This is a genomic window from uncultured Dubosiella sp., from assembly GCF_964018005.1.
GTDB classification, from domain to species: domain Bacteria; phylum Bacillota_I; class Bacilli_A; order Erysipelotrichales; family Erysipelotrichaceae; genus Dubosiella; species Dubosiella muris.
Map to the genome: position 1 here is coordinate 1 of NZ_CAXHOA010000008.1, position 12,354 is coordinate 12,354.

Sequence of the window (12,354 nt, forward strand, 5' to 3'; positions counted from 1 at the left end):
TACAAAATCAGGTAGAAAGGAAAAGGTATATAGAATGGCTCAGTTAAATGGGCTAATTCATATATACCAGGAGAAATTAAAATATGAAGAAACAAGAAAAAATCTATGCTCTCAAGGAATTAGCTGATGAATTAGGTGTAGATAAAGAAAAATTAATGGCTCGAATTAAATATTTAAAAGAAAATGGAACATTTGAAAAAGAAAATAACAAAAAAAATTCATATACTGAGAAAGATCTTTTATTTTTAAAAACAATTATTTTATTTAATAGAACCGGATTGAGCTCGAAAAGCATTAGTAAATGCATTCAAGGTAAAGATTCAATAAGTAACCTTTTGAAACAGCAAATAGAAAAATATAGATCCGCCAAATATTTAGCCTCTAAAATTATAAAAGAAGAGAATCCTTTTAACCCTGGAATTATAGAAAAATATTATAAATTTTCTAGTAATCAAATCGCCAAAAAAGTGCCATATCCTGGTCTACCATTACAACCTTTGCAACCATTAGATTCTAATAATCCCTTGGTACAGATTGCTTATTGTCCCAGATGTGGTTATCCTCAATACGTCCACTTAGCAAACTACGAGAATGCAGAAATCTCCAGTGATCCACGTGAAATGGGTTCAGAAATAGTTTATGAAACGATAACTCGTGAAGATGAGTTTTCCTGTCCAAATTGTCACCAAAAATTTGGACTAACTGGATATATCTCCGAATATCCCGCTGGAGAAATTAACTTCGTATCTGTAAACACAACTCCATTTGATCCCTTTCAAAAAGAAAAGGAGTAGAGATATGTTTTCAAAAATCAACACCAAAAATTATGATGACTTTTATGATTTGAATATAAAAAAGGTTTTGGAGGACTGGGAACCGGCAGACGCAATCAGAGAATTTATTGCAAACGCCCTGGATGAGACTACAATTTCCGGTGCTGGAATTAATCCAGAAATCACAAAAGACACGGAAGGATGGTGGCATATTCACGATTATGGTAGAGGTTTAAAAATCGAAAACTTTGCTCAAAATGAAAATAAAGAAAAAAGTGCTCGAGATGATGTGATAGGAAAATTTGGTGTCGGTCTAAACGATGCAGTTGCCGTATTATATAGAAATAATATAGAATTTTATATTATTTCTAACGGACGCCTATTTTTTCCCGGAAAAAAAGTCAAAGCTGGTGATTCGAGAGAAGAAACACTACATATATTTATCAAAAACTATTCAGAACCAAATGAAATCGGAACAGATATTGTTATAAAATGTACTGATACCGATATAGAAAAAGCAAAATCAAAATTCTGTGCATTTGGTAATTATGAGATGATGGATCGTAATAAACATGGCCAAATTCTTAAGAATAAAAATGGAATTTCGAAAATCTATTTTAATGGCGTGGAAATAGCTGAAGCGGAAGATTTCCTTTTTTCTTATAATATTACCAATGCGAATGCCCACCTAAAAAAAGCACTTAATCGCGAGCGTAAAAATGTTGGAAAAACGGCTTTTGCCAAAAAGATTGAAGATATTCTCGAACAATGCAAACAGCCTTCTGTTCTCTCCATACTGTACGAGCAAGTAAAAAAACATAATACAAGAAAAAATGAATTGAACTACACAAAGGTAGAGGCAAATGTGATTATTAATCATGAAAATCTTAATACCTCAAAAGAAAAAAACATCTACGTAACTAGCGAACAACTCCATAATAGTGATTCAGCACGTGAAATTTTAGATATGAAAGAACAAGATGGGATCGAAACTATTGAGATTTCAGATAAAGCCTATAAAAGAATAGAAGCCTATAACGAGTCCTGTGTACAAGAAAATGCCAAAATCATGACATTGAGCAATTTTGTAACCACTCGCTCAAAATCCTTTGTGCCAGAAATAATTGCGTATTCTTCGTTAACAGAAGAAGAAAAAGATATATTTGATTCTTATAAAAAATTAGAACAAGTTTTTCCAACCCCAAAAGAAGTCCAATCCATTAAAATAGCAAAGCAACTCTATACTAAGGAAGAATTGTATGGCACTGTGGGACTGTGGAATCCTGAAGAAAAAACAATCTACATATTGAAAGACCAGCTTATATCGAGAGAAAAATTTCTTGGTACTTTATATCATGAATTTATACATGCCAAAACAGGTTTTTCTGATGTTTCCCGTCAATTTGAAAATCAATTAACACAAGTAATCGGCTTGTTTGCCAACCAATATATTGACTCTAAATAAAGAATGAAGCCCAGTCATTAGACGATTCGTATTAAATCATCAAATTACTGGGCTTTAACATTTCAAAAATTTTCCAAACTATTTCTCAAGTTTACCGTAAAAACACATACACCGAATACGCCACATAAAGCAAGACGAACAACACGCCTTCCTTTTTGGAAATTTTCTCGTTGCGCGACAAGACAAACAAGAGCACCGCCACCAGCAGGACAAGCACACAATCCACCACCGACTGCGCGTTGATCGCGTACGGGGCGATCGCGCTCGAAGCTCCCAAAATAAACAAAATGTTGAAGATGTTCGACCCGACCGCGTTGCCCAGTCCCAATCCGCTCTCGCCCTTCTTGCAAGCAACCAGCGAAGTCACCAATTCAGGCAGGGAGGTGCCAATCGCCACGATCGTGACGCCAATCAACGTCTGCGACCAGCCAAGCGCCGTCGCGATCGCCGTGGCGTTGTTCACAACCAGCTGTCCGCCCGCGACGATGGCAATCAATCCACCAAGGATATACAAGACAATCTTTCCAGGCGGCAGCATGTCCCCGGGCTGCTCCTCCTTTTCGATTTTCGTATGCGTGCAAAGATACACCAAATACACAACCAGCGCCGCAAGTAGGCCCGCGCCGGCCAGCCGGCTCAATCGGTGGAAACAAACCGCGATCAGGCACAACACGGCGGAAATAAGCACGTTAAACGGAATGTCCCGTTTTTTCAGCTCCGGCCCGACATGAATTGGAAAGATGATCGCGCAGCAGCCAATGACCATGAGCGTGTTGAACAAGTTGGAACCGAGCACATTTGAAATCGCGATTTCCGGATTTTGATGCAGCGCCGAAATGACGGACACGCTCGCTTCCGGCAGCGATGTGCCGATCGCCGCGATCGTCAAGCCAACCAGCACCGCGGGCACGCCAAGCTTTTTCGCCAGCGAGCTCGCGCCATCCACAAAAAAATCCGCCCCCTTGATCAAACAGACGAATCCAAACAACAAACCGATAATCTCCATAACATTCTCCTTCCCGGCAGGATAAGAAAAAAGACTCCTGCCATCCTCATGGCAAAAGTCTCATTGTTTCAGCAATGACCGGTCCAGACGGACGTGATGACGATCCCTTGCACGCGTACGCGCCAATTACTCCCTTTTGTTGGTTTTATTAAACGCCCGGACAAAGCGATCCGTCAAGAAAAAATGAAAAGTTTTTCAAAAATCCCCGTTTTCATTTCGATAGCCCGCCAAAAACAAATCCATGTTTCCTTCCAATGTTATCCAGCCCATATGACATGGCACCAGCACGGTTTCGCCCTGCCGGATCGGCACGCCGTTGATCGTTCCCTCGCCTTTGACGCACGTGTAAAACGCGAAGCCATCATGCAAAAACCGGCCCCCGTCTTTTGTTTGGATCCGTATGAGCGTGTACAGTCCCGGCTCGTCCCAGTAGCGCGTCACAAGACAGCCATGCTCGATCGCGGCCGGATACATTTGAAACTCGATAAGCCTGTCGGGCACGTTGACGTTTTTCAGCACTTCCTCCACCTGGATCGGCCGCTTTCTTCCAGTCGCCGGATCGACACGGTCATAGTCGTACAATCGCAGCGTGCAATCCGCGTTGCGGGAAATGTTGTACGTCAAAACGCCTTTGCCAATGGCGTGCAGCGTCCCGGCCGGAATGTCGATAAACCCATCCACTGGCGTATGCAAGTAGCGAAGCAGCGCATCCCATTTTCCGCTTTCGCTCCACTCCGTGAATTGCTTTCGGGTTTTGGCGTGGTGGCCAAACTCGATATAACCATCCTTGGGGGGCATCCAAAATGACCCACGCTTCCGGCTTTCCCCGTCCGCCGTTGTACGAACGGGCGAACGTGTCGTCCGGATGGATCTGAATCGAAAGGTCGGCCATCGGATCCAAAATGTTGACCCGGATCGGCAGTTCCTTCGTCTCGCATTCGAACCATTCCGGGCACGAAACATACAGCTCGGAAAGCGTCCGGTCCATTTCCGGCACAAAACAATCCGCATGACCCGGCAGCGCCACGACGTTGTACACCTCGCCAAGCGGTTTGACATCCGTGACATAATGAAACTCGTCAATCAACCGGCGTCCTCCGCCCCACATTCTTGGCTCATAGTACGGCTCGATCTTCACTATTTTTTTCATGTCTCTTCCACCTTTCCTCTTTCCTTGTTCATACTTATATTACCATGACAGGCTCTATCTTTTTTCCAAAAGATGGACGACTCGACAAACTAGACAACCATTTTGTCTAGTCACTCGACAAATTTTTGAATATAATGGATAAAAAGGAGGAAAAAGCCATGACGATTCCCGTTTCGATTCAAACTTTACTTCAAGATCATGTCGTCGAATCCAATCGAATCGAATTTAAAGAAAATTTTAATCCTGTTCCAATCATCAAAACCATTTGTGGTTTTGCGAATGATATTGACAATATTGGCGGCGGATATATTGTGATTGGAGTCAAAGAAAAAAACGGAACACCCGTATTGCCTCCCGAAGGACTCGATCCACAGCAAATCGACTCCATTTTGAAAAAGATCCTCAATCTTTGCCATCAAATCGAGCCGCATTATTTTCCTGTCGCGGAGCCTGTCGTTTATGAAGGAAAAAACTTAGTGTTAATTCAAGTCAAAGGCGGCCCCGGACGTCCTTATCGTTGTCCGGACAATGTCACCTCCAAACACTCCGTTTTGAATTACTATATTCGAAAATTCTCGAGCACGATCAAGGCGGAGCAGAGCCAGCTCAAACAACTCTATTGTGTTTCTGAAACGATTCCGTTTGACGACCGGCCCAATTTCTTTGCGAGCGTGGATGATTTAGACAAGGATTTGATGCGTGCTCACCTCAAGGAAATCAACAGTCGGCTTTATGAACTCGCCGATGAAAAAACGGTTACGGAACTTGCCCGCGATTTACAGCTTGTCAGTGGCCCGTCGGAAGACGAGCACCCTTTAAATGTTGGTTTGCTCATGTTTTCGCGTCATATCCATGATTATTTTCGATACGCGCGTATTGAAATCGTGGATATTCCCGACCCTACCGGCACCAATATGGTAGAAAAAATCTTTGAAGGCCCAATTCAGACTCAGCTAAAAGACGCTCTCTTATATTTAAAAAACTACGCAATCAAAGAGAAAATCATCAAATCAGCCAGTCAAGCAAAGGCCACGAGAGTATTTAACTACCCGTTTCAGGCATTGGAGGAAATCTTAGCCAACGCCGTATACCACCGTTCCTATCAAATCCATGAGCCAATCACAGTTCGTATCACGCCAACCGAAATTGAAATCACAAGTCATCCCGGATTTGATACGAGCATTCAGGATAAGGACATTGAAAAATATGAGATTCGATCCCGGGTTTATCGAAATCGAAGAATCGGAGACTTTTTAAAGGAACTCCATTTGATTGAAGGACGAAATACAGGATTTCCAAACGCGATAAACGCGCTTCGAAAAAATGGATCGCCGCTTTTTACGATCCATTCGGAACCGGAACGCTCGTTTCTTTCCATTCGATTACCGATCCATCCTGAATTTATGAGACAAAACGGAAAGATAGAAAAGGAACAAGCCTACATCGAACAGATTCTTTCTCTCGTTCAAAAAGACCCGCTCACCTTAACAGAACTGGCCAAGTCGATGGGATACAAAGGAATTAGCGCCAAACTACGCAAGACGGTTCAACAGCTTATCGCTCAAGGTCGCCTTGCCTACGTCGTTCAAGGAAAAAATATCAAACTGACTATGAAAAACGACTCGACAAACTAGACAATCAATTTGTCTAGTCACTCGACAAAAACACAAAAAAGCTTTCAGCTGATTGATTTCTGAAAGCTTTTTTCTTGTTTATTGTCTTTTTTTCTAGTTCATCGAAACGCCGGATCGTTTTCATATCCACCTCGGCGATCGAGCGTCAAACATCGTCTTTACAAACTATTGCGCTTTAAAAAGGCTTCAACCTGGGCGCTGGTTTGTCCTGTGACTTCGGCAATCGTAGGGCAATCCATTCCTTTGGCATATAATTTGCGCATGATGGTTTCACGCTCTTCAACGCGCCCTTCGTTCTTGGACTTTCTTTCAAATTCTTTCATGATCTCACACATGGCATTCACTCCTTCCGGTTCCTTTTTAAAATACGATACGGCTTCTCTAAGCTCATCATAAAACATGTCATCCAGGTTTGTACAGCGGAAATCATGCATCAGCCTTCCAATCGCGTCATCGCCCCGGTATTCTCCATTCACAAAACAGATGTGCGCTTTCGTGTGCAGGATCCGCTTCCATTTCCGGTTGAACCATTCATACGAGTAGAACGGCTCGTTTTGGTTAAGAAAATCCTTCTTCGTCAAAAAGACGACCCAGTTTTCTCGCAGCGCTTTGTGTTCTTCACCCGGTTTCAAGCTTTGAGAGCCCAGCAGGCACATGTTGTGAAAAGCCCGTTTGCCAAGGGATCGAAGCGTGTTCTCGATCTCAATGTTGTAAACATTGCCATACTGGTCGATGATGAACAAATCGTAGCGGTCGTTTCGAAAAAACGGGAATCCCTTTTTGACTTCCAGTCCCCATTCGACGACGATCAAATCCTTTTTACCGGTCACGATGCGCGCAAGAAGCTGCACGGCTTTTCGGCTATGCGAAAAGACGGCATGCATGAAAAAATCACTGAACAAGGTGAACTGCTGAATCAAAAAATAGTATGTTTCATTCGGATTGTTTATTGTCAAATTTTTACCTCCTGCCTTTTATATACGTAGAAATTCAAAAAAAGTGCCCACAACGTCCTGAAATCACACCACTTCACAATTTATTTATAAAATTAAATATTTTCAATATGTCAGCTTATGATTTATTATGATAAAATAAAAACGATACAGGAAGGAGAAACCCAATGAAGCGCTACACCACCAACAAACATCCCGTTCTAACGATTCACGCCAAAGTCGCTGCGAAATCCGAACAGCCTTATACGCCGGTGCCCGGCTATGAACCATCCAGTCCTTTGTTCGAAGTCGCGTTCGAGACGGCAAACGGCCCGCTCGTCTTTGAAGTCGACCGGTACGCCTACCCGCTTTTTGAAGTTGGGATGGAAGGCGAGCTCGTCTACCAGGGTCCCGAAATCGTTTCCTTCGAACCATGGATCCATGCGAAGTAAACACAAAAAAGCTTTCAGCCAATTAATTTCTGAAAGCTTTTTTATTGTTCATTGTCTTTTTTTCTAGTTCATCGGCGCGCCATGAATCGTTTCCACATACGCCTCGGCAATCGAACGGCAAATGTTCTCCTTCATGACCGGGTCGTTGATCGCGTACACGTCGCCCTCGTTGGTCAAAAAGCCAAGCTCCAGCAGCATCGAAGCGGAGTTTGTCAAATCCACCATATGCAGCGGGGCGTCCGCCGTGCTCAACAAGCCAAGATCCGCCGAGAACCCCGCATTCGCCAGCTTCTGGCTCAACAGCGAGTACACCTGCTGACTCGCCACATCTTCCGGCCGGACAAACGCCTCGTAACCATACGCTGTCGGATCCTCCGCCGAGTTGAAATGCACGCACAACAAGTAGTCGGGCGCGTACGTGTTCACCACCGTCGAGCGGCCAACAAGATCGTCCACCTCAAAATCCATCGTCGTTTCCTCGTCGACCCAAGCGACCTCGTCGCCCGTGCGCGTATACAGCACCGCGATCGACGGATCCATCATCTGGATATAGGCGCCAATCTTCAACGCGTACTCCAGGCTCAAATCCTTTTCGTACTGGCCATTGAACGCAATCGCGCCGCTATCCATGCCGCCATGACCCGCGTCGATCATGACCGTCGTCGGCGCATAGCCGTCCCACACCGTTTGCGTCCCGTCGTCAAACGCGCGCACCGGCATGCCGCCAAAACCAAGCACGACCAGACCGCATAAAATCAGAAAAGATGTCCATCGAATCCATGTTCGTTTTTTTGTATGTGTAGTCATGCGCATACTATACCATTGAAAACCCGTCAAACGCCAGCGAAGCTCTCTACCACCGGTTTTCCGTCCGGGCGATGATCGCCTCCTGCGCCTGCGGCATGAGCGAGACAAACTGCGCGCAATAGCCCGCCACCCGCACGATCAAATCCCGATGCGCCATCGGATCGGCCTGCGCTTCTCGCAGCTGCGCCTTGGAAAGCACGTTGAACTGGTTGTGGTAAATGCCTTTTTTCTGACTCACCTTTAAAAAGGAAACGAACCGCGCCAGCCCTTCGTCGCCCGCCAGCGCGTCCGGGGAAAAGCGCATATTCAAAAGCTGTCCCGCCGCCACCTTTTCATTGGGTAGCTTCGACACCGAGTTGATGACCGCCGTCGGTCCCGCGTGGTCGGTCCCCTGCGTCGGCGAGCAGCCCTCGTTTAGCGGCTCGTACGCGAAACGTCCGTCCGGCGTCGCCAGCACATCAAGTCCATTCGGGACATACGACGTGATGTTGCTCGTCGACATCGTGTAGCACGACACCTCCGGTCCGTGGCCCTCCCGCAGCGTTCGATAGGCCGGCAGCCGTTCCAAATACGAGTTGAACACATCCTTGACGATTTGATCGACCTCGTCCTCGTCGTTACCAAATTTCGGCACCGCCAGCGCCAGCTTGCGCACCCTTTTGGAAGACTCCGACTGCCAGTTGTCCGCCAAAGCCGTCATCAGTTCGTCCCATGACACTCTTTTCTCGTCAAACACAAGCTTTTTAATGACCATCAGCGAATTGCCCACGACGCTTGGCCCGATGTTCGACTGCGACACGACATCGTATCGGCAGCCGCCTTCCTTCAGCGTCTTTCCCTGCGCCATGCTGTTGTCGATCAAACACGAGGCGAACGGATCGGCGTCGTACACCGCCAGTGACGCGTCGCACACCGCGTCCGACTCCACCGCCAAATCGGAATAAAACGCCAGCGCCTCCTTCCACGCCCGCCACACGTCGGCATAGCTTTCATACGGATCCGCCAAATCAAGCAGCCGGATCCCCGTCTTCGGGTCCGTGCCATGGTACAGCACGACTTCCAGCACCTTGCCCCAGTTCACATACGTCATCCCCGTCGCCCGGTGTCCGTATTTGCCCGGCACGCCCGTCTCGACGCAGCCAATCGGACAATAGTCGCGCGCGTCCGCCAGCGGAATGCCCAAATCGACCAGACCTTGTATCGCCGTGTCGTCGTTGAACAGCGACGGCATGCCGCACCCCGTCCGGATGAGCCGGGCCGCCAGAGCGAGCAAGTCGTCCGGTGTCTGTCCGTTGTAGCGCAGCGAAAAGTTCGGCTCCGCCAGCGCCGTCAAATGCATCGCCTCGATGCACAAATACGACAAGTCGTTCGTGCCATCCACACCATCGGGACGCAAGCCCCCCACCACCAAATTGGAGTACAACGGATAGCCCTGGGAAAAGCGCGTATGCCCGTACGGCCGCACCTTGTTGTGAGAGGAGTTCATCAAAAACAAATGCGTGATCAGCTCGAGCGCCCGCTCCTTCGACAAGCCTTGGGCCCGGTCCTTTTCATACAAGTCGAGCATGTACTGGTCGAACCTTCCGTAGCAAAACGAGTGGCCGTTCGACTCGATCATTTGCAGCAAATGCACCATGTACACCGCCTCGCAACCTTCCCAAAACGATTGGACCGGTCCTTCCAGCAGCGTGTCGGCCATCGCCGCCATCGCTTCCAGTTCCGCCTGGCGCTTTGGCGAGGCGTCCTTTTCCATATCCCGCAACAGCGGCCCGTACCGCTTGAAAAACACCAGCGCCCCGTTCAAGGCGATCGACACCGCCTCATAGTACGCCCGCTGTTCCTTCGTCAAATCCATCCGGCTTTTTTTCGCGTCGGCTTCCTCGATCAAGGACCGGAATCCGCGTCCCAGCAGCATCGGATGGTCGGGCACGATATGGCCGTCCCCCGACATCGAGATGCCGCCCAAATGCAGCGCGCCCTGCTTTTGCGCCAGCCAGATCGGTTCAGTCAAATGCCGCTTCACCTCGTCCTCGTGCGTATGGCCGTGCCAGTACGGCTGGATCGAGCGCAAGCTTTCCTTCGTCGCCTCGTCGCACAAAAACACGTCGCCTTCCCGTTTTTCGAACGCCACGACCTCGTTTGTGCCATCGAGCTCGTCGATGACCCAGTCGACCGAAAACTCCGGAAAAACCGGCGCGGCGAAATTGCGCGACGCCTGGTTGCCGAAAATCAGCGCGTCGTCTTCGACATAGATCGTCATGTTCGCCAGCGTGTGGGCGAACGCCTTCGCCTTGCGCACGATGTACGGCTCGCCTTCGGTTTGCCGAAAGCTTTCCGTATACAAGAGCGCGCGCTGGGCGCACAAGCTCGCCTGCCGTTCCGCCATCTTCTTGCGCAGCCGTTCAATACGCCCCAGGTCGATGTCATCGGTTCGCGGCTGAAACTGTAAAAATGCGCTCATCTCTTCCCCTCCCTTATTTCTTTTGTTCTTCTTCCAAAACGACGACCGCGTTGAGCGGAAGCTGTTCCGGATCCGGCTTTTCCTTCACGCCTAGCACGATGGCGTCGAACATGTCCGTGTCCAGCACGCTGCAAAATCCTTTCACGTGCAGCTTCGCCTCGTCGGCCAGCAGGATCTTGCGCACCGAAAGCGCCATCGCCGCCTTTTTGACGGCCGCTGTTTCCAGTTCCGCCGTGTACACCGCGTGCGACTCCAAATCAATGCCCGCGCAGCCGATGATCGCGTAGTCGAACCGGAACAGGCCCAGATTTTCCAGCGTGATCGGCCCCACGCTCATCTCGTAGTCCGGAATGTACTTCCCGCCAAGCAACGTCAGCTCGGCCTCGCACGATGTAGCCAGACGGGCGAGCAGCTGGGAGTGCGTCACGATCTTCACCTTGCGGTCCTTGATCCGCTCGAACACCGGAACGAGGCTCGTGCCTCCGTCCAGGAACACGCAGTCCCCCTCGCGGATGTAACTGGCCGCCTTTTCGGCCGCCGCCTCTTTGTCCGGGGCCGGGCCCAGACGCTCGCGCATCGTTTTCTCGTCGCGGCTGGACAAGATCACGTTTTGCGGCAGGCTCTTGATGCCGCCGTGCACCTTGATGACCTTGCCTTGCCGTTCCAGCTCCTCGCTGTCGCGCCGGATCGTCGTTTCGGTCACATTCATCGTTTCGGCCAGCTCCCGGGTCGAAAGGAAGCCTTCCCGCTCCACCCGTTTTACTATTTTTTCCAGTCGCTCGTTTGCCGCCATATCGTGTCTCCTTTGTCTTTTTTTCTTCATTATACGAAAAACCGGCTGAAAAAAGCAGACGTTTCCCTTTTTTCAGCCGATGATGATTAGTCGTCCAGTCCAAGAACGACCGGTACCGAGCGATAGCCGACGCCCATGCGGTCGATTCCCATGTCAATCAGCTTCAGGAAATGCTCCCGGGTCCGGATGCAGCCCGAGCCTTTCACCTTGACTTTGCCATCCGCTTCCTTTTGCATCAAAGCGATGACTTCCGGCGTCGCGCCATGCGATTCATGCCCCGTCAAAAAGCCCGTGCTCGTCTTCACGAAATCGACGCCCGCCTCGATGCACACGTGCACCATCTTTTTGATTTGCTCCTCGTTGAGCGCGTCCGTCTCGAAAATGACTTTGATTTCCCGGCCGTGCTTGTGGGCCGCCGCGGCGCACGCCTTCAAATCCTCCAGCACCTTGTCGTACTGTCCCGAGCGAATCAAGCCAAAATTGGCCACGATATCCACTTCCTTGACGGTATCGTATTTCGCCACATCCTCGATTTGCTCCACACGACTCTTCGTCGAGCTGGTGCCAAACGGAAAATCCGTGACCGGGCAAAGCATCGTTTCCGACCCTTTGACATACGGTTCGCACAATTCCATATACGCCGGATTGATACAAATCGTCGCGCAGCCAAGACGAACGCCATCCTTTGTCAAATCCACGATTTCCTCTTCTGTAAATTCCGGTTTCAGCACCGAGTAGTCGATATACGACGCCAACTCCTTCGTATTCATTTCCGATGCCGGTTTGTTTGTTTGTCTCATGTTCTTTTTCGATAAACATGTTCGTTTATCTTTCCTCCCGCTTTGAATATACGCCAAATAATGTATGATTTCAAGCATTTT

General features: G+C 48.5%; 11 protein-coding genes. 4 read left to right on the forward strand and 7 right to left on the reverse strand.

The window, feature by feature from the left end; translation table 11 throughout:
• Window positions 1–83 precede the first annotated feature (83 nt).
• Together ABNS49_RS06780 and ABNS49_RS06785 are read left to right on the forward strand one after the other, a co-directional pair.
• A complete protein-coding gene (locus ABNS49_RS06780) occupies window positions 84–794 on the forward strand; it encodes a hypothetical protein (protein ID WP_135981178.1) in 711 nt (236 codons plus the stop codon).
• A gap of 4 nt (window positions 795–798) precedes the next feature.
• Entirely contained in the window at window positions 799–2,238 is a 1,440-nt protein-coding gene (locus ABNS49_RS06785) for a hypothetical protein (protein WP_135981177.1), read from the forward strand.
• A 91-nt stretch (window positions 2,239–2,329) separates the two neighbouring features.
• Here ABNS49_RS06785 and ABNS49_RS06790 read toward each other — a convergent pair whose 3' ends face one another.
• On the reverse strand, window positions 2,330–3,244 hold the full coding sequence (locus ABNS49_RS06790) for a calcium/sodium antiporter (protein WP_135981176.1): 915 nt from the start codon (window positions 3,242–3,244) through the stop codon (window positions 2,330–2,332).
• Window positions 3,245–3,439: 195 nt separating this feature from the next.
• Window positions 3,440–4,042, reverse strand: coding sequence for a hypothetical protein (locus tag ABNS49_RS06795; protein WP_277820859.1), 603 nt, complete (start codon window positions 4,040–4,042; stop codon window positions 3,440–3,442).
• Between the two features lie 486 nt (window positions 4,043–4,528).
• Between ABNS49_RS06795 and ABNS49_RS06800 the strand changes: the two genes are divergently transcribed.
• Window positions 4,529–6,028, forward strand: coding sequence for an RNA-binding domain-containing protein (locus tag ABNS49_RS06800; protein ID WP_135981175.1), 1,500 nt, complete (start codon window positions 4,529–4,531; stop codon window positions 6,026–6,028).
• A gap of 158 nt (window positions 6,029–6,186) precedes the next feature.
• On the opposite strand, the gene ABNS49_RS06805 is transcribed toward ABNS49_RS06800, so the two are convergent.
• Window positions 6,187–6,984, reverse strand: coding sequence for a hypothetical protein (locus ABNS49_RS06805; RefSeq protein WP_135981174.1), 798 nt, complete (start codon window positions 6,982–6,984; stop codon window positions 6,187–6,189).
• A 164-nt stretch (window positions 6,985–7,148) separates the two neighbouring features.
• Between ABNS49_RS06805 and ABNS49_RS06810 the strand changes: the two genes are divergently transcribed.
• Window positions 7,149–7,412, forward strand: a complete 264-nt coding sequence (locus ABNS49_RS06810) for a DUF2500 family protein (protein ID WP_135981173.1) — start codon at window positions 7,149–7,151, stop codon at window positions 7,410–7,412.
• Between the two features lie 63 nt (window positions 7,413–7,475).
• Here ABNS49_RS06810 and ABNS49_RS06815 read toward each other — a convergent pair whose 3' ends face one another.
• The 4 genes from ABNS49_RS06815 to deoC all read right to left on the reverse strand — a co-directional run bounded on the left by ABNS49_RS06815 (window position 7,476) and on the right by deoC (window position 12,273).
• Window positions 7,476–8,219 (reverse strand): N-acetylmuramoyl-L-alanine amidase, encoded by a 744-nt coding sequence (locus ABNS49_RS06815; protein ID WP_168353658.1) that lies wholly within the window; start codon window positions 8,217–8,219, stop codon window positions 7,476–7,478.
• Window positions 8,220–8,265: 46 nt separating this feature from the next.
• A complete protein-coding gene (locus tag ABNS49_RS06820; RefSeq protein ID WP_135981171.1) occupies window positions 8,266–10,680 on the reverse strand; it encodes a formate C-acetyltransferase/glycerol dehydratase family glycyl radical enzyme in 2,415 nt (804 codons plus the stop codon).
• A gap of 13 nt (window positions 10,681–10,693) precedes the next feature.
• Window positions 10,694–11,473 carry a DeoR/GlpR family DNA-binding transcription regulator gene (locus ABNS49_RS06825; protein ID WP_168353657.1) on the reverse strand — a complete coding sequence of 260 codons (780 nt, stop codon included), beginning with the start codon at window positions 11,471–11,473 and terminating at the stop codon, window positions 10,694–10,696.
• 86 nt (window positions 11,474–11,559) lie between these two features.
• Window positions 11,560–12,273, reverse strand: coding sequence for a deoxyribose-phosphate aldolase (gene deoC / locus ABNS49_RS06830; protein ID WP_135981169.1), 714 nt, complete (start codon window positions 12,271–12,273; stop codon window positions 11,560–11,562).
• Window positions 12,274–12,354: the final 81 nt, after the last annotated feature.

What these genes read in the sequence shown, in the direction of transcription:
- ABNS49_RS06780 (WP_135981178.1), top strand. Translation starts at nt 84, where the DNA reads ATGAAGAAACAAGAAAAAATCTATGCTCTCAAGGAATTAGCTGATGAA.
- ABNS49_RS06785 (WP_135981177.1), top strand. Translation starts at nt 799, where the DNA reads ATGTTTTCAAAAATCAACACCAAAAATTATGATGACTTTTATGATTTG.
- ABNS49_RS06790 (WP_135981176.1), bottom strand. Translation starts at nt 3,244, where the DNA reads ATGGAGATTATCGGTTTGTTGTTTGGATTCGTCTGTTTGATCAAGGGG.
- ABNS49_RS06795 (WP_277820859.1), bottom strand. Translation starts at nt 4,042, where the DNA reads ATGCCCCCCAAGGATGGTTATATCGAGTTTGGCCACCACGCCAAAACC.
- ABNS49_RS06800 (WP_135981175.1), top strand. Translation starts at nt 4,529, where the DNA reads ATGGATAAAAAGGAGGAAAAAGCCATGACGATTCCCGTTTCGATTCAA.
- ABNS49_RS06810 (WP_135981173.1), top strand. Translation starts at nt 7,149, where the DNA reads ATGAAGCGCTACACCACCAACAAACATCCCGTTCTAACGATTCACGCC.
- ABNS49_RS06815 (WP_168353658.1), bottom strand. Translation starts at nt 8,219, where the DNA reads ATGACTACACATACAAAAAAACGAACATGGATTCGATGGACATCTTTT.
- ABNS49_RS06820 (WP_135981171.1), bottom strand. Translation starts at nt 10,680, where the DNA reads ATGAGCGCATTTTTACAGTTTCAGCCGCGAACCGATGACATCGACCTG.
- ABNS49_RS06825 (WP_168353657.1), bottom strand. Translation starts at nt 11,473, where the DNA reads ATGGCGGCAAACGAGCGACTGGAAAAAATAGTAAAACGGGTGGAGCGG.
- deoC (WP_135981169.1), bottom strand. Translation starts at nt 12,273, where the DNA reads ATGAGACAAACAAACAAACCGGCATCGGAAATGAATACGAAGGAGTTG.